Raw genomic sequence first — 24,051 nt, 5'->3', positions numbered from 1 at the left:
GTCACTCATCCGACAGGCGATTCCTTCCGTACTCCATTCGGGGGCCTTACCCGAGAGGCGTCGCAGGGAGGTATCGCAGTGGACCGTACCGCTGTCGGCACGCCGTCCGATCCGGCCGTGACCGACACCGATCTGCCTCAGCGTCGTCCGGGGGCGACGATGCCAGAGGCTAAACAGTCCGATGCACCAGAAGGCGGATGGTTCGGCGCGGGGGCGCCGGGGTCGTCTGAGGTGCCCGTTGTGGCAGATGACGAATCGTTCATGCCCAAGCCGTTCGTGCCGGCCAAGAAGGCGGCTGAGAAAAGCGCTCCGACCGGGTTGCCCGCCCGGACGTCGGCGCGGCTGACCTCGGGGCTCACACCCCGGTCCTCCTCGCGGTCATCCAGCGGATTCTCGTCCCTGTCGGCGTCCAGCCCTGCTCCGGGCTCGCCCTCAGGTTTCTCCTCAAGCTCGGCTTCCAGCTCTAATTTCGCATCCCGCTCCGGGGACGCGGATCCGGTGCCGGCGCCACCCGCCGCTATTCCGGCACCAACGGTCAAGCAGGCACCCGCCGGCACGCCGGCGCCCGAGTTCGGGCCGGCCTCTCCCGGTGGGCCCGGGCGGGCCTCGTTCGGATTCAGTGACGGACCGATCGGTGGTGGCCGGCGCAGCAGCGGCGCCTCTGGTTCGCTGCCGGTCATCCGCCGCCGGGACACTCCGGCGGCGGCTCCTGCTCCGGCCCCGGCTCCTGCTCCGGCTCCCCGTTCCGTGCCGGAGCAGAGCGCCTGGAACCCCGTTCCGGAAGCCCCGTGGCCGCCTGCTTCGGCCGGCTTCGAGCCCGCGCCCGCGTCGGGCGGCTCCGGGCAGACCCTGGACCCGCCCGTCGAGCACTGGGCCACCAGCTCCTGGGCGCCGATCACCTTCGAGCCGGCCAACCGGCCGGCGTCCTCGGTGGACGGATTCGACTCCCCGCCGCCGTGGTCCGGGAACAACGAGGGCCGGCTGGCGCCGGTCTGGGACGAGCCGGTCGTGTGGTCCGACACGGCACCTGCTCCGGTCGTACCCCCGCAAAGGCCGCGGCAGTCGCGGGCCGTGACGTTCGGCATGGCGGTGCTCGGCGTGGTGGCGCTGGCAGCGATCGCCCTGACCGGGATCGTCTACTACTCCGGGCCGGACTCCAAGATCCCGGAGATGCTCCAGCTCGGCAACGGCGGTGGCACCACCAGCCAGGCGGCGGTCAGCGCGCCGCTCGACGGCCGGACCATCGGATCGTTCGAGCTGCTGGCGGCGACCGACCGGGTCCGCGTGCGGATCGCCGACCTCGGCACCGACCTGTACCGGATCAGCGCGGCCGAGGGCGCCGGCATCTACCCGAACGCGGAACTGCGCGACGACGCGGTACGCCTCGACCTGACCCGGGACGCCGACAAGGCCACCGGCGGGGAGATCGAGGTGCTGCTCGCCGCCGAGGTGCGCTGGACGCTGCGTTTCTCCGGGTACGCGGCCGAACGCGTCCTGGACCTCAGCGAGGGCCGGGTCAGCGGAATCGAAGTGGTGGGCGGAACCCGCCGGGCCGAGGTGACCCTCGCGAAGGCCACCGGAACCGTGCCCATGAAGATCACCGGCGGGGTGGAGGAGCTGCTGCTGCGAGCTCCGGCCAGCAGCCCGGTGCGGGTCAAGGTGGGTGGCGGCGCGTCGACGGTCACGGCGGGTGCTCGTACCCTCCGGGATGTTCCGCCGGGCTCCACGCTCACGCCGAAGGACTGGCAGAACGCCGACCGTTACGACGTGGACGCGGTCGCGCCGATAACCCTGCTGACTGTCGAGAACGCCAAATGAAAGATGCCGCCGGGGAACACCCCGGCGGCATCTCTCAACAACGATCTCAGTCCAGAACGCGCAGGCGGACCGTCTGCTCCATGGCGCGGAGCTGCACGAGCACCTCGTCGGCGTAACCGGCGGCGATGTCGGTGATCAGGTACCCGTACTCGCCGCGGGTGCTGAGCATCTGACCCTCGACGTTGACGTTGTGCTCCGCCATGATCCGGTTGACCTGGGCGAGCACACCCGGCGTGTTGTTGTGGACGTGCACGATGCGGTGCAGTCCGGGCGACTCCGGCAGGGACACACCGGGCAGGTTCACGCTGAGCGTGGTGTTGCCCTCGGTCACGAATTTCGCCAGCTTGTTCGCCACGAAGCCGCCGATGTCCGACTGCGCTTCCTCGGTCGAGCCACCGATGTGCGGCGTGAGGATCACGTTCGGCAGGCCGCGGAGCTCGGAGATGAACTCGTCACCCCGGCCCTTCGGCTCTTTCGGGAACACGTCGACAGCGGCGCCGGACAGGTGGCCGCTCTTCAGCGCGTCACGCAGCGCCAGGTGGTCGACCACGATGCCGCGGGAGAGGTTCAGGAAGAGGCTGCCGGGGCGCATCTTCGCGAACTGCTCGGCACCGAAGAAGCCGGCGTTACCGGGACGGCCGTCCACGTGCATGGTGACGATGTCGCTGGTCTCCAGCAGTTCCTCGAGGCTGGCGCAGCGGTGCGCGTTGCTCAGCGCCAGCTTGTCGGCGGTGTCGTAGAACGAGACCGACATGCCGAGGTTCTCGGCGAGCACCGACAGCTGGGTGCCGATGTTGCCGTACCCGATGATGCCGAGGCGGCGGCCGCGGATCTCGTGCGAGCCGTCCGCCGACTTGTCCCACACGCCGTTGTGCATCAGCGTGTTCTTCTCGGTGAGCCGGCGGGTCAGCGCGATGATCTCGGCGATCGCCAGCTCGACGACCGAGCGGGTGTTGGAGAACGGGGCGTTGAAGACGGCCACGCCGGTCGCTGACGCGTGCGGCAGGTCGATCTGGTCGGTGCCGATGCAGAACGCGCCGATGCCCACCAGACTGTCTGCGGCCTCCAGCACCTTTGCCGTCACCTGGGTCTTGGAGCGGATGCCGAGAAGGTGCACCCCGGGAATCCGCTCGATCAGCTCAGCCTCGTCGAAGGCGTTGCGGAGAGACTCGACCTGGAAGCCGTCTTCCTCGAGCCGGGAAACCGCGTCGGGGTGGATGCTCTCCAGAAGAAGGACTCGCACCTTGGCCTGATCGATCATCATCTTCCGTTCCATGTTTCGGTGGGCTGCTTCCGGGCCGCCACGCCGAAGCCCAGTTCACGGTGGTCAAGCCTAGTCCGGGAGGCGGGGCGGTCCGGCGCGGTGTGCTTGAGGTCCCACCTGCCGGTCAATGCGGTAACTGTTACGGCCCGGCAGCGGGTGTGGTTCAGTCGTGTTTCTGTGAGTCAGGCCGTCAGCCTGGCGCGTAGCCACGGGACCAGGGCGTCACCCTGGAACCTCTGGAACGCCCGCACGGTCGGCAGACCCGGAGGAGGCGGCAGCCGGGACTGCCAGTGGAAGTAACCGGTGAAACCGGCGATCACCCCGGTCACGTCGTCCGGGTCGAGGCCCACCAGCAGCCGGCTCGGGTCGCCGCCGTGCACCAGCACGTTCATGGCGAGCATCACGGTGTCCAGCCATGCCGGACCGAGGCTGCCCCAGGGCCAGTCGACGATGAGAATGCGGCCGTCCGTGCGTACCAAAAGGTTGTCGGCTCGGATGTCGCAGTGAGTGAGCGTGTCGCCGTGAGAGATCGCGGCAAGGCCGTGCTCCGAGGCCGCGCGCAGCGCGCCGAGGTTGGCCACCAGCCAAGGGTCGAGGTCGGCGGGCGGGTCGGCGGCGAGCTTGGCCCAGCAGGCGAAATCGGACGCCACGTAATCGGTCACCCGAGGAAGGTCAAGATCAGGCGCCGGCGTGAGTGCCTGGGCAAGCTTCGCGAGCGCGGCCGCGGCCGCGTCGACCTCGCTCTCCACCCAGGGGGTACGCGGATGCGAGCCGACGATGTCCTCCAGGATGAGAACGACCCAATTGTCCTGCTCGAACGTTCCCAGCATCCGAGGGACCGGCGTGTGCTCGGGCAGGAGCGCGGTGATCCTGGCCTCGCGGCGGGCCATCGTCGCGGAGTCCGTGTTCTGGCTGGGGGAGACGGCCTTCACGAAGGCGCGGCGGCCGTCGGCGGTGCGGACCCGGTCAGCGGTGCCGGGGGAGAAACCACCGGTCTGGGAGAGCGCCTCGACCACCGGTCCGCCGCCGATGATCCGCTCGATCCGGTCGCGAACGTGGCCGGGCAGATCCGCCCAGCCGATGCGTACACCACTTGCCGTCACCATGCGGGCGATGTTGGCAGGTCGCGGGTGGCCGGCGAAACGGAATTTCCCGGGTGAGTGTTTTGTCGGTTTGCTTCTTTGGTGACGGGTAATTCGGTGGGCGGCGCTCGGTATGTTCGATGGAGCGGATTACTTCGGGGGTGGGTCGATGGGCTGGGCCGTGGGTCTTTCCCTGCTCTCCGCCGCCAGTTACGCGATCGCCGCCGTCGCGCAGGAGCGTCTCGCCGAGCGCGGCCATCGTGGCCTGTCCCGCTGGGCCGTCGCGCTGCTGCTCACCGGGGCCGGCGTTGCGCTGCACGTGGTGGCGCTCAACTTCGGGACCGTCGCCGTCGTCCAGGCGCTCGGCACCCTGACCCTGATCTTCGCGCTGCCGATCCAGGTGATTCGATACCGGACCCCGGTCAGCCGGGCGTCCTGGATCGACGCGGGCCTGACCGTCTTCGGCCTCGCGGTGATTCTGTTGCTGTCCGTGGAAGCGTCCGGCCCGGCGCTGCTGGGCTCCGGTGATGTGCGGGTGCTCGGCGTGATCACGGCGGGCGTGGTCGTCGTGTGCGCGCTGGCCGCCCGGTGGGTGGCGTCCCGCACGGACCGGTGGGCCGGGCCGCGCGCGCGGGCGATGCTGCTCGCCGGGGCGGCCGGCGTCGCTTTTGGAATTGCGTCGGTGCTGTCCAAGGCGGTGCTGGCGTCGTTCACGAGCGGCGGTTTCGGCGCGGTGTCCGGGCTGGCGCTGGCGATGGTGGTGGCGTTTTCGGTCTGCGGCTATCTGCTGGGCCAGTTGTCGTACAAGGGTGCCGGGCTGGCCGCGCCGCTCGCCACGGTCAGCGTGAGTAATCCGCTGGTGGCGGCGCTGGCCGGGGTGGTGCTGTTCGACGAGCGGGTGCGGTTCGGGGTTTTCGGGCTGGTCGCGGTGGGCGTGGCGGCGCTGGTGATGGGGTGGGGAGTGGTGGGCCTGGCCCGCCGGACGGCTGCTCCGGGTTCGAGGCCGGGCGCTCCGGGTGAGGGTCGGCCGGGTGAGGGTCGGCCGGGCGAGGGTCGGCAGGGCGAGGGTCGGCCGGGCGTCTCTGACGCGGGCGGGCAGCCGGTCGTTCCGGGTCCGGCGGATGGCAACGAGGTTGACGACCGGGCCGATCGCGGCGTCAAAGCCCCTGAAGTGACAGGCCCCTGATTCGACCTGCGCTCTGGCGGCAGGCTGGATGTGTGCAGGGTGGATGGAGTCGCACACAGCCGTACCGTGTGCCCGCGTCGATGCCCTGGCCGTGATGAAGGCACACAGACATCAACGGTGTGCTCCCATCCACGCGGCGTGACCCGCCTCCATGCCGAACGGGTTGCCCGCCCTGCGATCAACGGACTTCTCATCCGTCGGTCGCAGATTCGAAGCCTGCCTGGCGCACCTCTCCCGAGCGGCTTTGACCTTGCAGTCCACGGCGGTTGCAGGGTCCCGCTTGACCGCCGCGGGGCCTGATGATTTCCCAGTCCTCGACGAAACGACGGCACTGGCATGGGGATCAACCCGGCTGGTGGCACCCTTCTCCACGAATTGTCACGGAGAGTGCGCGCTCGTCGCGGCATACCGTCGGCGCCGGCCCGATCTTGGAGACCTGTAGGTGCTCTGACCCCCGCGGGTTTCCACAAAGCCGACGCTCTCCACCTTTGTGGTGGCAGCGAGTCACCGAGGTGCTCCCGGGCCACCCGAAATCGACAAGCCACGGCGGCCCGCTCCGGAAACTCGTGCGTTCGCGGTCGATCGGACGGCCGAACGGCACAAGATCTGAACAACGGCGAGGGCAGCATCCGGCGGGCCCGCCACCACGGTCTGGCCACAACCAATCCGGCGCGCGCCGGTTTGATCGTGTTCGCCAGGATGGCGGCATGGTGGATCGGCGAGAGCTGGAGTGGGATGGCTGCCTGAATGTTCGCGACCTCGGCGGCTTACGAACGACAGACGGTGGACAAACCCGACTGGGAGCGGTGGTGCGCAGCGATCACCCGCGATACCTGACGCCGTCGGGATGGGCCGCGTTGTGGGACTACGGCATCCGCACCGTCATAACACTGGAGACCGACAACGTCCCCAACACCAGCATCGACGTACGGGATCATCACCCGGCGCTGATCCAGGTTCGGATCGGTATCGAGGACGGCGCCGATGCTGAATTCGTCGCGCGGTGGGCTGACAACGGTCTGTGGGGCACGCCGTTGTATTACGCGGACGCGCTGGCTCGCTGGCCGGACCGGCACGCCACGGTAGTGGCGGCAGTCGCGCACGCCGCCCCGGGCGGAGTGCTGGTGCACTGCGGGCGCGGCTGCGACCGAACCGGTATCGCATCTCTGATTCTGTTGGCCCTCGCCGGGGTGTCCGCCGGCGATATCGCCGCTGACTACGCGCGCAGCGCCGCACGGCTCGCCGCACGCGAGCCGGAATACCAGCAATGGCTCTCTGCCACCCTGGCCGAACACGGCACCTCAGTCACGCAGGCCATCGCCGCGGTGGTCTCCTCACTCGACGTAACCACCTATCTCCGCCACGGTGGGCTGACGGACGACGACATCAGCCTGGCGCGACGCCGCCTCGCCGGCTGAGCGTCGACGAAGAGACAACAGATCCCGGACGGCCACGCACTGTTGATCATTTGCCTTACCGTGGGTGGTCGACGCACCCCCATCGTGAGGATCCCCTTTGTTCGTCTTCGGCCTCGTTCTTGCCGCCGTCGCACTCATCGCCCTTCTTGCCGCCGTCAGCGGCAAGCTTCCCAAACCCCGCAACGCCTGGCTGACCTTCACCATCAGCCTGGTAGCCGCCGCCGGGTTCCTCATCGCCTCCTGCATCACCGTCGTTCCGACCCGGAACGTCGGTATCGTCACCAGCTGGAACAAGCCGACCGGCCGTACCACCGGCGCCGGCCTCCAGTGGACCGCGCCGTGGCAGGACGTGGACGAGTGGGACGCGTCCGGGCAGACCTATGCGCACCTCGGCGAGGACTGCGTCTGGGTGACGATCGCGGCGCAGCGCCGGGCCTGCATTCCGGTGCAGATCGAGTGGTCGGCCAAGGCGGAGAAGGCTCCGGAGAACTGGGCGGCCTACCGCGAGGTCGACGGCAAGTCCCGTTTCGAGGTGTTCGTCGAGCGCCGGGTCAACCCGCAGATCAACGGTGCGATGACGTCGATCTTCGCGTCGTTCGATCCGCTCGGCGTGGTTGACGTGACCAGTGATGACGCGCCGGCGCCGGATCTGAACAAGACCTACAAGGAACCGCTGATCACGGCGCTCACCGGTGAGCTCGGCGACGAGATCGTGGTGAAGTCGGTGGCGTTCGAGTCGCCGCGTTACGACGACCCGACGACGCAGGCCATCGCCGCGTACGGTCAGAAGATTCTCGAAGCCCGCAACCTGGAGATCGACAAGGCGAACGCGAAGACCCGCGCCGAGATCACCCGCACCGATGCGAGCGTCGACCAGGTGGCCCGCTGTCTGCAGATCGCCGAGAAACTCAGCAAAGAGCCAGGCCTGTGCATGGGCGCCGGCGTCTCTCTCACCCGCCCGGTCGGTCAGGCCGATTAAAACCCTTCTTGGGTACGGGAGAAAGCGCATCTCCCGTACCCAAGAAAGTCATGCGGCCGCGAGTGCCTCGGTCGGCGCAAGCCGAGCTGCTCGGATCGCGGGATAGAGGCCGGCTACCGCGCCGATCAGCAGGGTGGCCGCGAGGCCGCCGCCGATCGCCCAGAGCGGCACCACCGTCGGCCAGGACTGGGTGCTGGCGTAGAAGAGTGTGACCGCGAATCCGCCCAGCACCCCGGCGGCACCGCCGAGCAGGGACAACAGCAGTGACTCGGCGACGAACTGGGTGCGGATCTGTCCTCGGGTGGCGCCCAGGGAGCGGCGCAGACCGATTTCGGCGCGGCGTTCCAGCACCGAGATGACCATGGTGTTGGCGACGCCGATGCCGCCGACCAGCAGTGCGACCGCGCCGAGTCCGAGCAGCAGGGCGGTGAACGTCTGGCTGGCGGCGCGCTGCGCGAACAGCGCGTCGGACGGGTTGGAGACGTCCACCTGGTCGGGGCTCTCCGGGTTGGCGGTGGCCGCGAGAACCGACCGGACCGCCTCGACTTTCGCCTCGACGGCCCGGGTGTAGACCGTGGTGGCGTGCCCGTCAAAGTCCAGGTAGGACTCGGCGGCGGCCCAGCCGATCAGCACTGCGGTGTCGAGTTCCGAGGCGAGCGGCACGTTCTTCAGCACGCCGACGACCGGGTAACGCCGCCCGTCGATGTAAACGGCCGGCACGTCACCGAGCCGTTTGGCCGCGGTGGCGCCGAGGACCACCGCGGGGTATTTCGCGGTGGCGGCGTTGAGCCAGGTGCCGCCGGCCAGTTCCGCGCCGACCGTCTCCAGCAGGTCCAGCTGGGTCGCCATCAGGGCGATGCCGCTGGTCTGGCCCGCCGGGATCCGGTCGGTGCGGTAGACCGGCGTGTCGGAGACCGTGCCGGTCGCGGTCGCCGAGGTCACCGGGCCGATCCGCTTGATCATCGAGAGGGCTTCGTCGGGCAGGCTGGCGTCATCACCGAACATCGTCTGCCCCGGCGAGACCCGCAGCATGTTGGTGCCGAGCGCGTCGAGTTGCCGGTCCAGCTCGGCCCGGCTGGACTCCGAGATGCCGACCACGGCGATCATCGCGGCGATACCGATCGCGATGCCGAGCGCGGACAGAACCGCACGCAGCGGACGGGAGCGAAGACCATATCCACCCAGCCTGACCAGGTCGGCGGCACCGAGAGGCGCCGGTCGCAGGGCCATTCAGACCACCTGCCCGTCGAGCATCGGCACCTGCCGGGGCATCGCGCCGGCGATCTCGTGATCGTGGGTGATCACCAGAACGGTGGTTCCGGCCGCGTTCAACTCCCGCAACAGTTCGACCACCCCGGCACCGGCATGCGAGTCGAGGTTGCCGGTGGGCTCGTCGGCCAGCAGCACCGCCGGTTCCCCCGCCACCGCCCGCGCCACCGCGACACGCTGCTTCTCCCCACCGGAGAGCTGATGCGGCCGATGCCGCAGACGATCACCAAGACCCACCCTGACGAGCGCGGCCTCAGCGCGCCGCTCCCGCTCCTTCTTGGGTACGCCCATGTAGAGCAGACCGTCAGCCACGTTGGCGATCGCGTCCCGTCCCGGCGCCAGGTGGAACGACTGGAACACGAAGCCGATCTTGCGGGCTCGCAACGCCGACAGTTGCCGGTCGGAGAGGCGGGCCACGTCGTACCCGTCGATCCGCACGGTTCCGGTGGACGGCCGGTCCAGCGTGCCGATCAGGTGCAGCATCGTGGACTTTCCGGAACCGGACGGGCCGACGATCGCGATGAGCTCGCCGTGTTCGACGATCAGGTCGACGTCTCTCAGGGCCGTCACGCCACCGGCGTACTGCTTCGTGACACCTTCGAGGTGGATCACCGGGCCGGTCATTCCGGTACACCGACCTTCGTACCCTCGGTGAGGCCGGTGCCGCTGACCTCGACCCGGCCGTCCGCGAACAACCCCGTCTCGGCGGCCACGATCCGGGTGGTGGTGCCGTCGACGACCTGTAGCCCGTACCCTCCCTCGGAAAGCGCGAGAAGCGCGCTGACCGGAACCGTCAGCACGTTCTTCCGCTGGGAGGACATGAAGTCCACTGTCACACCGGCGTCGTCCAGGCCGGTCGGCGCCTTGTCGAACGTGATCGTCAGGGTGAGGACGGTCCGGTCCTCCTCGGACGGGTTCTCGGCGGTCTCGATAGTGCTCGCGATGTCGGCGATCCGGCCGGTCACCGACGTGCCGTCGGGCAGGGTGACGTCGACCTTCGCACCCTTCTTGGCGAGCCGCTGGTCGTCGACATCGAGCTCGACAGTGGCGACCTGACGGATCCCGGCGATCTGCAGGATCTCGGTGCCGGGCTGGGCCGCGTCGCCTTTCGTCGCCGTGACGGAGCCGACGCGTACCGCGGCTGGCTGGTAGACGACCCGGCCGAGCTCGACCGTGCCGGTCTCCGGCAGACCCAGGTCGTCCTGCCAGTCCTCGACCGCGCCGGCGGTCGCCGAGGTGTACTCGTTATCGACAGTGAAGCCGCGGTACCCGAGTGCCCACAGGTTCTTCTCGAACTGCTTCACGTCAGCGCCCTCAGCCCCGGACGACAGACTTCGGTACGCGGGCAGCTTGCCGTAGAGCAACACCACCGGGTCGTTGTCGAGGGCGTACAGCGGCTTTCCCCGTTTCACCGTCGAACCGTGTGCCGCCAGCGACGTCACCGTCCCGGTCAGCCGGGTGTCGACGGCGACCGGATCGCCGTACCCGAGTGAGCCGTTGTGGGTCTCCTTGTCGACAAGGGTCTCCTTGCGGACGTCAGCGGTCGCCGCCGGCAGGTCGCTCTCCGGCTGCGCACCGGCCTCGCCCTCGGGCAGGCCGGCCACGAACACCGCCGCGGCTGCCGCTCCCGCTGTCAGCACCGCGGCGACCGCCGCCGTGGTCCGTCCCCGCCGGCTCATGCTCCGCCTCCATCGACATTGGTGGCCGGGCCATCGGCCTCGCCGCCGCCGGGCGGCTTCGGCAGGTACTGCGAGCAGATTTCCTGTGCCTTGTCGAACACGTCGTTGCCAGGACCGTCGCCCACGCTGTGGTGGGCCTCGATGCGGCCGTCCGGATCCGGATCCGGGAAGTCAGGCACGCCGTTCTCCCTCATGCACTTCGCCATCTGCCGGATCTTCTCCAGGTCCTCGGCGCTCATCTCGGGCGCTTCGCCACCGTTCGGCGCCCACTGCCGGCAGGCTTTCTCCGCCTTCTCCATGTCCTTCGGCGTGACACCGGGCGGCAGGTTGATGGCGAACCGGCCTTCCTTGTCGGGGTCCGGGTCGGGGAACCAGGTCATCCCGTTCTCGCGCATGCATTTCGCGTACTTGAGGGGTGCGTCCGCGTCGTCGGTCGTGTTCGCGCTCGTCGAGCTCGCGGCAGGTGCGGGACCGCTCTGCGCGGTCGCGACATCCGGGCTTCCGTTGTCGTTCTGGGCGCAGCCGCCTGCCATCACCACGAACAGCGCGCCGACCGCGAGCACCGTGCTGGTCCTCATGCGTCGTCTCCTTCGCTCTTTCTTGCTGGCGTCATCTGGCAGCGCCAGTGAAGCGATGGCCTGGTTTCCCGGGCGTCACGGAAAACGATGACGGCGAATTGACACGCCGCCGGGCCACTATGGAGACATGCGGATCCTGGTGGTGGAGGACGAGCCGCTGCTCGCCGACGCGGTGGCACTCGGCCTGCGGCAGCAGGCGCACGCCGTGGACGTCGTCTACGACGGCGGCTCGGCCCTGGAACGGATCGACGTCAATGACTACGACGTGGTGGTGCTCGACCGGGACGTGCCGGTCGTGCACGGCGACAAGGTCTGCGCGGTCCTCGCCGAACGCAAGGCGGACATCCGGATCCTGATGCTGACCGCCGCCGCCGGGATCGACGACCGGGTCACCGGTCTGGCCCTGGGCGCCGACGACTACCTGCCGAAACCGTTCGCCTTCCGGGAGCTGTCGGCCCGGGTCGCGGCCCTCGGGCGCCGGGCCAGGCCGGCCGCGCCTCCGGTCCTGCGCCGTGCCGGGATCAGCCTTGACCCGTACCGCCGTGAGGTGCACCGCGACGGCAGGTACGTGCCGCTCTCGCGCAAGGAGTTCGCCGTGCTCGCCGAACTGCTGCGCGCCGACGGCATCGCGGTCTCCGCCGAGACTCTGCTGGAGAAGGCGTGGGACGAGAACGCGGATCCGTTCACGCATGCCGTACGCATGACGATCCTGAAGCTCCGCCGCAAGCTCGGTGACCCGCCGGTGGTGCTGACCGAACCCGGAGTGGGGTACAAGATCCGATGAAACTCACCGTGCGCGGCCGGCTCACCCTCGTGTACGGCGGACTCTTCGTCATCGCCGGGCTCGTGCTGCTCGGCGCGATCTACGTCCTGGTCGACCAGAGGGCTCCTTCGGTCGGCGGCGCTGTGGTGACAGACCGTCTGGTGACACCACCCGACGACGGCGAACGCTATTTGCAGAAGGTGGTCGAAGGCACCCAGGCGAACACCCTGCACACCATCCTGACCCGGGGCGCGATCGCTTTCGCCCTGGTCAGCGTGGCAACGATCGCCCTGGGCTGGCTGATCGCCGGCCGGATGCTGCAACCGCTGCACCAGATCACCGCGACGGCCCGCCGCATCGCCGAGTCCCCGGCCGCCGACCGCGGCCTGCACGAGCGGATCGCCCTGGACGGCCCGGACGACGAGGTGAAACGCCTGGCCGACACGTTCGACCTGATGCTGTCCCGCCTTGACCAGTCGTTCGACGGCCAGCGCCGATTCATCGCGAGCGCGTCCCACGAGCTGCGCACCCCGCTCACCCTGAACCGCACCCTGCTGGAAGTGACGCTGGAGCCAGAGACCGCGTCGCCGGAGATACGCCAGCTCGGCACGACCCTGCTGGCCATCAACGACCGCCACGGCAGGCTGATCGACGGCCTGCTGCTGCTGGCACGCTCGGACCGAGAGGTAACCGAGAGGTCATATGTGGATCTGGCCGACATCGTCGACCACGTGGCGGTGTCCGACACGGTGAAGGTCCTGACCGAGCCCGGCGAAGCGGCGGTCCTGGGCGACCCGGTCCTGCTGGAACGCCTGGTCCAGAACCTTGTCGAAAACGGCATCCGCCACAACATCCCGGCCAGCGGCTGGGTGAGGGTGACGTCCCGAACACGTCTCGACGGCTGGGTCGAGCTGCAGGTGGGCAACACGGGCCCGGTGGTGCCACGGTACGAGGTGCCAGGCTTGTTCGAGCCGTTCCACCGGTACGGCACGGAGAGGCTGGCGTCCCCGGGCGCCGGGCTGGGATTGTCGATCGTGCGAGCGGTGGCAAGGGCCCACGGGGGCGAGGCCCGAGCCGAAGCCCGAGACGAGGGCGGCCTGATCGTGACGGTGCTGCTCCCCCGAGCCCCCTGAAGCGCTTTTCTGGAAGAGGGTCGGGCGGCGCCGGCGCTGTTCAGATCTTGTGCCGTTCGGCCGTCCGATCGACCAGGAACGCACGAGTTTCCGGAGCGGGCCGCCGTGGCGTATCGATTTCGGGTGGTCCGGGAGCACCTCCGTGGCTCGCCGCCACCACATTCGAACCTGCGACCGACGGATTAGAAGTTGGACACCTCTCAAAGATCGCTAGTCTTTCTTCGTGGGTGGCGATTCGCGTCGGCGTGCCTCTCTTGAAGAGATGCTCGACCGATTCCCGACCGTCGAGGCACGGATGCAACGGGTTTTCGGGCTCCGGCTGCCACGGCATTGCGCAGTCTTTGCGGCGTTATGGGCGAGTGCTCAGCAGGATGCGGCCGAACGCGAGGCGCTCTTCGAGCTCGGCTTTGCGCCCTGGGGAATCAGCGACTACTTCCGCAACGATGGAGTCGATCTGGCCGGCAGAGACGGCCTTGACGAACGGTTGCACTGCCGCTTTCGCCAAGATCCAGCGGAGTTCGTCACTGTCGCGTCAGGAAGTTCAGACGGATTGCACTATGGGCTCTGGTACGACGACCCGGCTGAGTTACCGACGTTCATCGCCTACAACTACGCCGGTGATTCGGCTGAGACTTGGACATCCGGGTACACGACCATGCTTGGAGAGATGTGGTCTGTACTGGAACAGGGCATCAAACGCCCCGGTCAGGAGGCATCGCTTCTGATGCCCTTGGCCGATGCGCTTGAGTGGTTCACTGGCCCCGACCAAGAGGCGCTGGCGGCGGACGGGGAGCCACGTTGGATCGATACAGACCGCACGGACGGTTTGATTTCGATCTTTCCGATCCTGCCGGCGAACAGCGGAGACCCTCGTGTGGCCCAAGCGGCACAACGGTTGGCTGGGTTCAACAGTCTCTCGTCAGCAGGTGATGGATGGATTGCGGATGCTCGACATGAGTTAGCTGCTGGGCTTCCTGCCTATGCGCTTGCGATTGGCATGGAGTTGCACTGGTTGGATCTTGACGAGTATCGGGCGGCCGGCCGTGACCTGCTGATCGGTGCATACCGTGTGCTGGGTAGGGATGCCTTGGCCGAGATCGCTGCGGTTCATGCCGACTGGCGAGACCTGGCCGACGTCGAGGTACTGAAGCGCGCGTGACCGCATTTTGTCGTCATCGCTCACGCCACGCGAGCGGGGAGAGGGTGACTGCCACCTCCGCACAGCGGCTTACCTCGGGCTCACAAGCAACGAGCGCCGCAGCGGAATGACCAAGCGGGACCCTGCAACCGCCGTGGATTGCAAGGTCAAAGCCGCTTGTGAGAGGCGCGCCCGGCAGGATTCGAACCTGCGACCGACGGATTAGAAGTCCGTTGCTCTATCCGCTGAGCTACGAGCGCTGGCCTGCACATACTAGGCGGTCGTGCCGGATCTGTCGTCCGCGTCGTCTGCTGCGGCGTGCTCGACTGCTGCCTCGGCTGCTTCCAGGACCTTTGCCACGTCTGCCTGGTCCTCGGGTGCGGCCGGGACCTCGACCTCCGGAGTGCCGGGCGCCGGGAGGAAGGCGTCCGTCCAGCGGGCCAGCTCACGGAACACCTCGGTGCGTACCTCCTTGCCCGAGAGGGTCAGGTCGTGCATGCCGCCGTCGAAGCGGGCGATCGTCACGCGCGGGCCCAGGCCGGGTGACCAGCGAGTGATGTGATCCACGTCAAGGACCGCGTCGGTGACGCGTACGTCGTCGTGCCATTCCTTGCCGCGGAAGGTGCGGTCCGAGCAGGCGACGAAGATCGGGGCGTCGATTGTCAGGCCGGCGCGCAGCCGTTGCTGGCCGCGGCGGATCGCTTCCAGCCAGCCCATCGTGACCGGGAAGCCGGTGATCGGCTTCCAGCTGAGGTCGTAGCTCCACTCGCCGTGGTGCTCGTTGTGCAGGCTTTGGCCGTACAAGCCCAGAGAAGAGGTCGGCATCTTTCGGTACGGGGACCGGCCGTTGACCGCCAGGATCATCGACATCAGCGGCCGGCGCATGAACCACGGCATGTTGAAGTCGAAGAACGGGCTGTTCAGGAACAGGCCGTCGACCAGGCCCTGGCCGCTGCGCGAGTGCGCCCACAGCGAGGTGATCAGGCCGCCCGTCGAGTGGCCGGTGACCAGCAGCTGGTCGTGCCCGTCCTCCTCGCGGATGATCCGGGTCGCCTCGTCCAGCTCTGGGAAGTACTCGGTGAGGGTGCGGGTGAAGTTCGGCGTCTGGTGCGGCAGCAGGCTGCGGCCGTACTTGCGCAGGTCCAGCGCGTAGAAGTCCCAGCCTCGCTCGGCGAAGAAGTCGGCCAGATGGGTCTGGAAGAAGTAGTCGACGAAACCGTGGACGTGCAGCACGGCCCGCCGGGTCGGCTGTTCGGCCCGGCGCCGGACCAGGGTTGCCACGACCGGTCCTTCGTCGTCGCGGCCCAGGTCGATCGTGTGCCGCTCGTACGGCCATCCCAGAACATCGGTCTCCACGAACTCAGGCTACCCACCAGTACGCGGCGGCGCGCCGTAACAGATCGACCTCCGTATCGGCGCGTCGTCCACAATCCGGCGCTGTCCACAGGCCGCGACCGCAAGATCCCCGGGCCCGGCCCGGGAACGGCCAAGCTGGCCGCCGTCCGATGCGCTCGACGTCCTGAGGAGGAAACGTGAACGAGACCAACATCGTGATCGTCGGCAACGTGCTCACCGCGCCGGAATGGCGGCGCACCACCAATTCCCAGCAGCTCGTGGCGAACTTCCGGGTCGCCTCGACGGTCCGCCGGTACGACCGGGATGCCGCCCGCTGGGTCGACGGCAACACGATGCGCCTGCGGGTCACCGCCTGGCGCAAACTCGCCGAGGGGGTGGCGTCGTCGGTCCACGTCGGCGATCCGGTGATCGTCTACGGCCGGATCTTCACCCGTGACTGGGTGGACGAGGAGAAGAAGAACCGTGTCTCGTACGAAATGGAGGCCTTTGCCGTCGGTCACGACCTGAGCCGGGGCCGGGGCAAGTTCTACCGCAACAGGCCGGCGCCCTCGCTCGCCATGGTCGAGGACTCCGAGGACGAGGCGCAGGTGCTCGGTGAGCATTCGGTCACGCTGGACGGGGCTGAGGTGCCGGTGACGTACGGGGACGGCGTTCCCGACGAGGTGCCGCCCGGTTTCCTGGAGGTAGTGGCCGGACTGGCCGAACCCGAGGAGGACGAGACCGGCGACACGCCCGAGATCCCGCAGGTTCCGATGGACGAACCGCGGCGTGGCCGGCGCGGCGCCAAGCGCGAGCCGGTCGCGGCCTGAGGCATTCCCGGATAGCCGCCGCCCGGAGACTGTCTCCCGCTATCTCCGGCGCGGTGGCGCCCGGCGGCCTGGCCCGGTAGGGGTCACCGGGCCGGGCCGCCGGTTGCGGATTTACCTCATCGGAAAGCGGGCCGGTATGCCGACTTTGCCCACGTGGACATGTTCCGTCGATAGGGATGGGCCGATCGTGCCGACGCTTCCGCCCACGAGTCGGAGCGGCCCGAGTGGGTATCTGTCGCCTCGACCCGGCAAACTGGACGCGTGCTGTTGAAGGACATCCGCGCCATCGTGAGCGAAGCGGTGGTGCTCGCGCCGGAGGACCCGGCCGCCGAGAACGCGAACACCAACTGGTTCGGTGCGCCGCCACACGAGCGCATCAGCCTGTCAGCGGACGAGGTCGTCGCCACGTTCGAGGAGACGGCTTTCGTGCTGCGTGAACAGATCGCCGGTGCCGGGCATCAGGGCTCCGCGACGTTCTACGTCTGGCACGACGCCATCGCCGGGCAACTGCGGTGCTCGGCCGGGACGTGCAAGGCGAACGATTTGCCGTTCGATACGCCGTACCAGGTGACCGACGATCTGCGGGCCATCGTCGTCGAGTTCCTCGAGGACCGTGCGCCCGGCTCGATCGTGTGGGGAGAGCTGGAGCCGGTGCCGTTCCCCGAGGGACCGGAGGAGGCGTCCGGGCTGGCCGTGTGGGCGTTCGATCTGACGCCGTTCGGCCGGTGACCTCCGCTGACGCTGCCGGGCTGATCGCCGGTTACCTGCTCGACGCGGCGGTCGGCGATCCACGGCGGTTCCACCCGGTCGCCGGGTTCGGGACCGCCGCGGGGGCGCTGGAGCGGCGGATTTATCGGCCTGGCCGTGCTGCCGGGGCGCTGTACACGGCGGTGGCGGTCGGTGTGCCGGTGCTTGCCGGGTACGCCGCCTCGCGGGCCACTCGTGGACGGCCGGTGGCCCGGTTCGTGGTCACGGCCGCTGCGACGTGGACGGTGCTCGGTGCGCGTACCCTGCGGCGCGAAAGTCGCGCGATGGGCCGGCACCTGACCGAAAATGACATGCCTGCCGCTCGTGACCGGCTCAGCCATCTGTGCGGCCGGGATCCGTCGGCGCTGGACGAGCCGGAGCTCGCCCGCGCGACCGTCGAGTCCGTCGCCGAGAACACGTCGGACGCCGTCGTGGCGCCGCTCTTCTGGGGCGCGCTGCTCGGGCCGGCCGGCCTGCTCGGTTACCGGGCCGCCAACACGCTCGACGCGATGGTCGGCCACCGGTCGGAGCGTTACGCGCGTTTCGGTACGCCGGCGGCCCGGCTCGACGACCTGCTGAACCTGGTGCCGTCCCGGCTGACCGGCCTGCTCACGATCGCGGTGGCGCCGATCGCCGGCGGTTCGCCCCGGGAGACGCTGCGGGTCTGGCGACGGGACCGCAACGATCACCCGTCGCCGAACGCCGGCCAGTGCGAGTCGGCGATGGCCGGCGCGCTCGGTGTCCGGCTGGGTGGACGAAACGTCTATTTCGGTCGGAGCGAGACCCGGCCGTTCCTCGGCGACGGCCCCCGACCGGGAGCCGCGCACCTGCGCCGGGCAGCCCGGGTGTCCGGCGCGGTGGGCGCGGCAGCGGTGGCCCTGGCAGCCGCGACCGCCCTTTTCAGAGGGCGACGATGCTGATCGCCGGCACCACATCGGACGCGGGAAAAACCGTTGTCACGGCCGGGATCTGTCGCTGGCTGCATCGCAGCGGGGTCCGGGTGGCACCGTTCAAGGCGCAGAACATGTCGAACAATTCGGTGGTTGTTCTGGGGCCGGACGGGCGGGCCGGTGAGATCGGGCGGGCGCAGGCCATGCAGGCGGCGGCGTGTGGGGTCGAGCCTGATCTGCGGTTCAACCCGGTGTTGCTGAAGCCGGGCAGCGACCGGTCCAGCCAGGTGATTCTCATGGGCGAGGCCGTCGACACGGCAACTGCCCGTAACTATCGGTCGATGAAGCCACGGCTTGCCGAGACCGCTTACGCGGCCCTGGCCGAGCTGCGGAGCGAATATGACGCGGTGATCTGTGAGGGCGCCGGCAGCCCCGCGGAAATCAATCTGCGGGACGGCGATTTCGTCAACATGGGGCTGGCGCGCCGATTCGGCATGCCCGCCCTGGTCGTCGGTGACATCGACCGCGGTGGGGTGTTCGCCGCGTTCTTCGGGACCCTCGCGCTGCTTTCCCGCGAGGATCAGGAGCTGGTCGCCGGCTTCGTGGTCAACAAATTCCGGGGCGATCTGGGGCTGCTCCAGCCGGGCCTTGACATGATCACCGAAGTGACCGGGCGGCCGGTGCACGGTGTGCTCCCGTTCCACGCCGACGTCTGGCTGGACGCGGAGGATTCGCTGGCTTATGGGCGGATTCTCGGCCGTCCGGGTCCGCCGCGCGGCACCGAGTGGCTGCGTGTCGCGGTGGTCCGGCTGCCGCGTGTCTCGAACGCCACCGACGCCGAGGCGCTCGCCGCCGAACCGGGTGTGCAGGTGCGGCTCACGACCGAGCCGGCCGAGATCGCCGATGCCGACCTGGTGGTGCTTCCCGGGTCGAAGGCGACCGTGAGTGATCTGGCCTGGCTGCGCGAGAAGGGCCTGGCCGACGCTGTCCGCGCACACGCCACCGCCGGAAAACCGCTGCTCGGCATCTGTGGCGGATTCCAGATGCTCGGCGAGCGGATCCACGACGAGGTGGAGAGCGGACGCGGCTCGGTGTCCGGTCTTGGACTGCTGCCGGTCGAGGTCACGTTCGCGGCGCGCAAGACCCTCGGACGTTCGTCGGGCGCCGGCTTAGGTGCGCCGGCGCGCGGTTACGAGATTCATCATGGGTACGTCTCATCGGGCACCCCGGAACCGTTCCTGCACTATGACGACGGCCGTCCGGAAGGTGCCGTGTCCGGAAATGTTCATGGCACGCACTGGCACGGGGCGTTCGAGTCGGACGAGTTCCGGCGGCGGTTCCTGACCCGGGCGGCGTCGCAGGCCGGCCGGCACGGGTTCACTGTCGCGCCGGACACCAGGTATGCGGCGATCCGCGAGCGCGCCCTGGACGTGCTCGGCGACCTGGTCGAGGAGCACCTGGACACCGGAGCACTGCTGCGGCTGATCGAGAAGGGCGCACCGCCCGGATTGCCGTTCGTGCCACCCGGAGCGCCCGGAGCCCCGTAGGGGTTCGTCCCTGACGACAGCGGTTGCGTTCCGCGCGTACGTTGGTCCCACGCAGCCATGACTGCCGCGTGGGCGGCGGGGATCGGGGTGAGGATCGATGACGACTTCCGACGACGCGACCCAGCCGGTGCGGCGACGGGTGACCCTGACCGGCATCAGTTCGCGTGCCTGGGAGCATCCGGCCGATCGCGGAGCGCTCTCCGCTCTGCGCGAGTTGCGCGGCTTCGACGACGTCGTGAAGACGTTCTTCGGCATGTGGAACGAGCGGGGTTTCCGGCTCACGTTCCTGGCCGGTTCGATCCGCGTCGACCATCGGCAGTACCCACGGGTCTACCAGCGCTTCACCGAGGCCGCGGCCACCCTCGACGTGCCCGACCTGCCGGAGCTCTACGTCACCCAGAACCCGATCATCAACGGTCAGGCGATCGGCCTGGACAAGCCGTTCATCGTGATCACCACGGGTGCGGTGGAGAAACTCGACGACGACGAGCTGCGCGCCCTGCTCGGGCACGAGCTGGGCCACGTGCGCAGCGGCCACGCCGTCTACAAGACCATCATGTCGATCCTGACCAGCTGGGCGGCGAACATCAGCTGGATCCCGGTCGGCGCGATCGCGCTCCGGGCGATCATCGCGGCGATGCTGGAGTGGTGGCGCAAGGCGGAGCTTTCCGCCGACCGGGCCGGTCTGCTCGCCGGTCAGGACCCGGCCGCCTCGCTGCGCCTGCTGATGAAACTGGCCGGTGGCGGCGACCTGTCGCAGATCGACACCGCGGCGTTCCTGGAGCAGGCCGGGGAGTACGAAGGCGGCGGTGACCTGCGGGACAGCGTCCACAAGATCGGCATCACCGCGTGGAGCACCCACCCGGTGCCGGTCGCTCGCGCGGCCGAGCTGCGCAAGTGGGTCGACTCGGGCGAGTACTCGCAGATCCTCGCCGGCGACTACCCGCGCCGCGACGACGACGGTTCCTCGTCGGTCTCCGAGGATGTGAAAGCGGCTGCTTCGGCGTACAAAAAAGATTTTTCCGACTCGCAGGACCCGCTGGTCGGGCTGTTGCGCCGGGTCGGCGGTGGGGCGTCGGACATGGCCGGCGCGGCTGCCGGCCGGGCGATGAACTGGGCGAGCGACGCGCGGCGGCGCGGTCAGGGCGACAACGGTGGTGAGGGCGCGCCGCAGAACTGATCGGGCCTACGATCGGCGGCATGAGCCTGAGTGAATCCGATCTGCGCGCCGCGATCCGGCGCGAGTTGCCCGGCGTCCGTGCCGACCTGGAACGGTTGGTTCGGATCCCGGGCATCGCCTTTGAAGGTTTCGATCACGCGCACGTCGAGCGGTCCGCCGAAGCGGTCGCCGAGCTGTTGCGCGGGTGTGGGCTCGACACCGAGATCGTGCGGCACGGCGGCCAGCCGGCCGTGATCGGGCGCAAGGCCGCCCCGGCCGGCGCACCGACCGTGTTGCTGTACGCGCACCACGACGTCCAGCCGGCCGGTGACCCCGCGCTGTGGACGAGCGACCCGTTCGAGCCGGTGGAACGCGACGGCCGGCTGTACGGCCGGGGCGCCGCCGACGACAAGGCCGGCGTGATGGCGCACGTCGCCGCACTGCGCGCGTTCGGCGACCAGCTGCCGGTCGGTGTGGTCGTCTTCGTCGAGGGCGAGGAGGAGTACGGCTCCGACTCCCTCGACACGATCATCCACGAGCACCTGGAAGAGCTGCGGTCCGACGTGATCGTGATCGCCGACTCCGGCAACTGGGACATCGGGCAGCCCGCGCTGACCACCTCTCTGCGCGGTCTGGTCAACCTGTTCGCCGAGGTCAGGGTGTTGAAAAGCGCCGTGCACAGCGGCATGTTCGGCGGCCCGGTCCCGGACGCGCTGATCACCCTGGCCCGGCTGCTGGCGACGCTGCACGACGACTCCGGCGAGGTCGCGGTCGACGGCCTGGTTGGCCGGGAGGGCGCCAGCGTGGATTACCCGGCGGACCGCTTCCGTCACGAGGCCGGGATGCTCGACGGCGTCGAGTTCATCGGCAAGGGCACCATCACCGACCGGATCTGGACGAAGCCGGCCATCGCGGTGCTCGGCATCGACGCCCCGCGCACGCTGGAGGCGGCGAACGCGCTGCAGCCGTCGGCGCGGGCGAAGATCAGCGTGCGGCTGGCGCCGGGTGAGGACCCGGCATCGGCGTTCAAGGCCATCAGTGCCCACTTGGAGCGGAATGTTCCGTGGGGGGCCTCGTTGAAGGTCGAGCTGGAAAGCGACGGCTCGCCCTGCGTCATCGATGCGACCGGTCCGGCGTACGACGCGGCCCGGGCGGCATTCCGTGACGCCTGGGACGGCACCGAGCCGGTCGACATGGGTGTCGGCGGCTCGATCCCGTTCATCGCCACGTTCCAGGAGCTCTTCCCGGACGCGGCGATTCTCGTGACCGGCGTGGAGGACCCGCACTCGAGTGCCCACGGACCGGACGAGAGCCTGCACCTCGGTGAGTTCGAGCGTGTCTGCGTCGCCGAGGCGCTGCTGCTCAAGAACGTCGCGGAGAGCCTGACGAAGTAATGGAGCGGGGTGGCCGATGGCCGAGTTGTCGTGCGAGGTCCTGGTGGTGGGCGCCGGTCCGACCGGTTTGATGCTCGCCAACTGGCTGACGCGCCTGGGCGTGGACGTGATCGTCACGGACACGAAGGACGGGCCGACCCGGGAGTCCCGGGCGCTCGTCGTACAGGCACGGAGTCTGGAGATATACGACCAACTCGGCATCGGCGACCACGTGCTGGAAGCGGCCCGGCGGGCTGAGGCGTTCGCGCCGGGTTTCGGCCCGCGCGCGTTCGGCCGGGTTCCGCTCGGGCCGCTCGGGTTGAAGGTGACCCCGTACCCGTTCATCGAGATCCTCGAACAGAGCCGCAACGAGGAGATCCTTTACGACAACCTGCGCAAACTCGGCGGTGAGGTGCACTGGGAGAACCCGGTCACCGCTGTCGTGCAGACCGAGCAGGGGATCTCGGCGAAGATCGGCAACGACACGGTCAGCGCGCGGTTCTGCGTCGGGTGCGACGGGGCGAACTCGGTGGTCCGCCGGGCTCGCCGGATCGGTTTCGACGGGGTCACCAACCCGCACCGGTTCTTCGTCCTGGACGCTGCCGGCGTCAGCGGCCTTCAGGAAAGGGCGATCAACGCCCGGCCGAACGGCACGGATTTCATGGTGGCGTTCCCGATGCGGGGCGACGGCAACTGGCGGCTGATCGGGGCGGTGCGCGACGGCGACCTCGACGAGGACGACGCCCGCGACCGGTTGAGCCGGATATTCAATGTTAAATACGAAAAATCGCGGTGGTTCGCCACGTACAAGGTGCATCACCGGGTTGCCGCCGCCTTCCGGGACGGGCCGTTCTTCCTGGCCGGGGACGCTGCCCACGTGCATTCGCCGATCGGCGGGCAGGGGATGAACACCGGCCTGCAGGACGCGCACAACCTCGCCTTCAAGCTCGCCGACGTGCTGCGCGGCAAGGCCAAGGACACCTGGCTCGATCGGTACGAGGCCGAGCGCCGCCCGGTGGCCCGCAAGCTCGTCGCCACCACGGACCGTCTCTTCGGGCTGATCACGTCCAGCCGGCTTCCCGCGCGTACCCTGCGGCGTCTCGCCGTGCCCCTGATCGCGCCGATCGGTGTTCGGCTGCTGCCGCGCTCGTCGACCGGGACGCGGTTGTTCCAATACGTGTCGCAGACGCGGATCCACTATCGGGGGACTTCGTCCGAGGGCCGCCGCGACCCGGTGGTGGGTCGCCGGCTGCCGTGGAGCGGCGACAACTACGCCGTGCTGCGCGCCGCCGAGTGGCAGGTGCACGCCTACGGTGGAGTGACCGCCGAAGAGGTGCCTGACCTGGGCATATCCGTGCATCTCTTCCCCGCTGCGCCGGGCACGGCGCTGCGCCCCGGCCTGCTCTATCTGGTACGCCCGGACGGCTTCGTAGCGGCCCGTTCCGAACCCGCCGAAGCGGAGCTGCGGTTCCGCTACGCCCTGGCGCGGTGACTTAAATCGACCTTTGGTGCGGCGATCAATCCTGTTAGGATTCGAACATGCGTTCGATTGTTGCGCCTGCGCCGACCAGCCGCGGGGTCCGGGCTCTGCCCGCCGGCCCGCGGGACACGCTCGCTCGCCTCCGGACCCGCGATCGGATCGAGTCGATCGCCCGGCTTCGTGCCGCCGCCAGCGCCCTGGGAGACGTCGACGTCTCCGGGTGGGACGACGACACGCTCCACGACCATCTCGAGGATCTCTCCAAGGTGCTCTGCGCGCTCGACACCGAGCTGAGCAGGGTCGCCGACGCGGTGCGGGCCCGAGGCTTCCGAGTCGCCGAGCCCAAAGCGGCGTGACCCAGCGCTGAAAACAGCGTGACCGTC

General features: G+C 69.0%; 22 protein-coding genes and 1 tRNA gene. 15 read left to right on the top strand and 8 right to left on the bottom strand.

Features of this window, described 5'->3' with window-relative positions; genetic code table 11:
* Nucleotides 1-498 precede the first annotated feature (498 nt).
* Nucleotides 499-1,818, top strand: a complete 1,320-nt coding sequence (locus B0I29_RS07310) for a hypothetical protein (protein ID WP_146616735.1) — start codon at nt 499-501, stop codon at nt 1,816-1,818.
* Nucleotides 1,819-1,864: 46 nt separating this feature from the next.
* On the opposite strand, the gene serA is transcribed toward B0I29_RS07310, so the two are convergent.
* Nucleotides 1,865-3,082 (bottom strand): phosphoglycerate dehydrogenase, encoded by a 1,218-nt coding sequence (gene serA, locus B0I29_RS07305; protein WP_111648651.1) that lies wholly within the window; start codon nt 3,080-3,082, stop codon nt 1,865-1,867.
* Nucleotides 3,083-3,264: 182 nt separating this feature from the next.
* Nucleotides 3,265-4,188: a phosphotransferase gene (locus B0I29_RS07300; protein ID WP_111648127.1), complete on the bottom strand. Its 924-nt coding sequence runs from the start codon at nt 4,186-4,188 to the stop codon at nt 3,265-3,267.
* A 145-nt stretch (nt 4,189-4,333) separates the two neighbouring features.
* Here B0I29_RS07300 and B0I29_RS07295 point away from each other — a divergent pair, with 145 nt between their 5' ends.
* The 3 genes from B0I29_RS07295 to B0I29_RS07285 all read left to right on the top strand — a co-directional run bounded on the left by B0I29_RS07295 (nt 4,334) and on the right by B0I29_RS07285 (nt 7,747).
* On the top strand, nt 4,334-5,350 hold the full coding sequence (locus B0I29_RS07295) for a DMT family transporter (protein WP_245972323.1): 1,017 nt from the start codon (nt 4,334-4,336) through the stop codon (nt 5,348-5,350).
* 707 nt (nt 5,351-6,057) lie between these two features.
* The gene (locus B0I29_RS45640) at nt 6,058-6,768 is read left to right on the top strand and encodes a tyrosine-protein phosphatase (protein ID WP_181557727.1); all 711 of its coding nucleotides are present in this window, start codon (nt 6,058-6,060) and stop codon (nt 6,766-6,768) included.
* Nucleotides 6,769-6,865: 97 nt separating this feature from the next.
* The gene (locus tag B0I29_RS07285) at nt 6,866-7,747 is read left to right on the top strand and encodes an SPFH domain-containing protein (protein WP_111648125.1); all 882 of its coding nucleotides are present in this window, start codon (nt 6,866-6,868) and stop codon (nt 7,745-7,747) included.
* 48 nt (nt 7,748-7,795) lie between these two features.
* Here B0I29_RS07285 and B0I29_RS07280 read toward each other — a convergent pair whose 3' ends face one another.
* The 4 genes from B0I29_RS07280 to B0I29_RS07265 are packed head-to-tail and all read right to left on the bottom strand — an operon-like array spanning nt 7,796 to nt 11,273.
* Complete coding sequence (locus B0I29_RS07280; protein WP_111648124.1) at nt 7,796-8,977, bottom strand: ABC transporter permease; 1,182 nt, start codon at nt 8,975-8,977, stop codon at nt 7,796-7,798.
* Nucleotides 8,978-9,640: an ABC transporter ATP-binding protein gene (locus B0I29_RS07275; RefSeq protein ID WP_111648123.1), complete on the bottom strand. Its 663-nt coding sequence runs from the start codon at nt 9,638-9,640 to the stop codon at nt 8,978-8,980. It lies immediately after the preceding gene.
* Nucleotides 9,637-10,695, bottom strand: a complete 1,059-nt coding sequence (locus B0I29_RS07270; RefSeq protein WP_111648122.1) for an efflux RND transporter periplasmic adaptor subunit — start codon at nt 10,693-10,695, stop codon at nt 9,637-9,639. The genes B0I29_RS07275 and B0I29_RS07270 overlap by 4 nt, the downstream gene beginning before the upstream one ends.
* Nucleotides 10,692-11,273, bottom strand: coding sequence for a hypothetical protein (locus tag B0I29_RS07265; protein WP_111648121.1), 582 nt, complete (start codon nt 11,271-11,273; stop codon nt 10,692-10,694). The genes B0I29_RS07270 and B0I29_RS07265 overlap by 4 nt, the downstream gene beginning before the upstream one ends.
* Before the next feature lie 127 nt (nt 11,274-11,400).
* Between B0I29_RS07265 and B0I29_RS07260 the strand changes: the two genes are divergently transcribed.
* The 3 genes from B0I29_RS07260 to B0I29_RS07250 all read left to right on the top strand — a co-directional run bounded on the left by B0I29_RS07260 (nt 11,401) and on the right by B0I29_RS07250 (nt 14,328).
* The gene (locus B0I29_RS07260) at nt 11,401-12,057 is read left to right on the top strand and encodes a response regulator transcription factor (protein ID WP_111648120.1); all 657 of its coding nucleotides are present in this window, start codon (nt 11,401-11,403) and stop codon (nt 12,055-12,057) included.
* Nucleotides 12,054-13,169 (top strand): sensor histidine kinase, encoded by a 1,116-nt coding sequence (locus tag B0I29_RS07255; protein ID WP_111648119.1) that lies wholly within the window; start codon nt 12,054-12,056, stop codon nt 13,167-13,169. Before B0I29_RS07260 ends, B0I29_RS07255 begins: the two co-directional genes overlap by 4 nt.
* Before the next feature lie 223 nt (nt 13,170-13,392).
* On the top strand, nt 13,393-14,328 hold the full coding sequence (locus B0I29_RS07250) for an ADP-ribosylation family protein (RefSeq protein ID WP_146616734.1): 936 nt from the start codon (nt 13,393-13,395) through the stop codon (nt 14,326-14,328).
* 166 nt (nt 14,329-14,494) lie between these two features.
* Here the strand turns inward: B0I29_RS07250 and B0I29_RS07245 are convergent.
* Together B0I29_RS07245 and B0I29_RS07240 are read right to left on the bottom strand one after the other, a co-directional pair.
* Nucleotides 14,495-14,567 (bottom strand) — tRNA-Arg (locus B0I29_RS07245).
* A gap of 13 nt (nt 14,568-14,580) precedes the next feature.
* Nucleotides 14,581-15,663 carry an alpha/beta hydrolase gene (locus tag B0I29_RS07240; protein ID WP_111648117.1) on the bottom strand — a complete coding sequence of 361 codons (1,083 nt, stop codon included), beginning with the start codon at nt 15,661-15,663 and terminating at the stop codon, nt 14,581-14,583.
* Nucleotides 15,664-15,839: 176 nt separating this feature from the next.
* Between B0I29_RS07240 and B0I29_RS07235 the strand changes: the two genes are divergently transcribed.
* The 8 genes from B0I29_RS07235 (at nt 15,840) to B0I29_RS07200 (ending at nt 24,024) form a co-directional block, all read left to right on the top strand.
* Complete coding sequence (locus tag B0I29_RS07235) at nt 15,840-16,472, top strand: single-stranded DNA-binding protein (RefSeq protein ID WP_111648116.1); 633 nt, start codon at nt 15,840-15,842, stop codon at nt 16,470-16,472.
* Between the two features lie 261 nt (nt 16,473-16,733).
* Nucleotides 16,734-17,201 (top strand): hypothetical protein, encoded by a 468-nt coding sequence (locus tag B0I29_RS07230; RefSeq protein ID WP_245972320.1) that lies wholly within the window; start codon nt 16,734-16,736, stop codon nt 17,199-17,201.
* Nucleotides 17,198-18,139 carry a cobalamin biosynthesis protein gene (locus B0I29_RS07225; RefSeq protein WP_111648115.1) on the top strand — a complete coding sequence of 314 codons (942 nt, stop codon included), beginning with the start codon at nt 17,198-17,200 and terminating at the stop codon, nt 18,137-18,139. Before B0I29_RS07230 ends, B0I29_RS07225 begins: the two co-directional genes overlap by 4 nt.
* Entirely contained in the window at nt 18,133-19,656 is a 1,524-nt protein-coding gene (locus tag B0I29_RS07220; RefSeq protein ID WP_111648114.1) for a cobyric acid synthase, read from the top strand. Before B0I29_RS07225 ends, B0I29_RS07220 begins: the two co-directional genes overlap by 7 nt.
* A 97-nt stretch (nt 19,657-19,753) precedes the next feature.
* Nucleotides 19,754-20,836: a M48 family metallopeptidase gene (locus tag B0I29_RS07215; protein ID WP_111648113.1), complete on the top strand. Its 1,083-nt coding sequence runs from the start codon at nt 19,754-19,756 to the stop codon at nt 20,834-20,836.
* Nucleotides 20,837-20,862: 26 nt separating this feature from the next.
* On the top strand, nt 20,863-22,209 hold the full coding sequence (locus tag B0I29_RS07210) for a dipeptidase (protein ID WP_181557744.1): 1,347 nt from the start codon (nt 20,863-20,865) through the stop codon (nt 22,207-22,209).
* A 16-nt stretch (nt 22,210-22,225) separates the two neighbouring features.
* The gene (locus B0I29_RS07205) at nt 22,226-23,680 is read left to right on the top strand and encodes an FAD-dependent monooxygenase (RefSeq protein ID WP_111648111.1); all 1,455 of its coding nucleotides are present in this window, start codon (nt 22,226-22,228) and stop codon (nt 23,678-23,680) included.
* 146 nt (nt 23,681-23,826) lie between these two features.
* Nucleotides 23,827-24,024, top strand: coding sequence for a hypothetical protein (locus B0I29_RS07200; RefSeq protein WP_111648649.1), 198 nt, complete (start codon nt 23,827-23,829; stop codon nt 24,022-24,024).
* Nucleotides 24,025-24,051: the final 27 nt, after the last annotated feature.

The organism is Actinoplanes lutulentus, assembly GCF_003259845.1.
Classification (GTDB): Bacteria; Actinomycetota; Actinomycetes; order Mycobacteriales; family Micromonosporaceae; genus Actinoplanes; species Actinoplanes lutulentus.
Note: the sequence above shows the minus strand (reverse complement) of the source record. Positions and strands in the feature narration are given on the sequence as shown.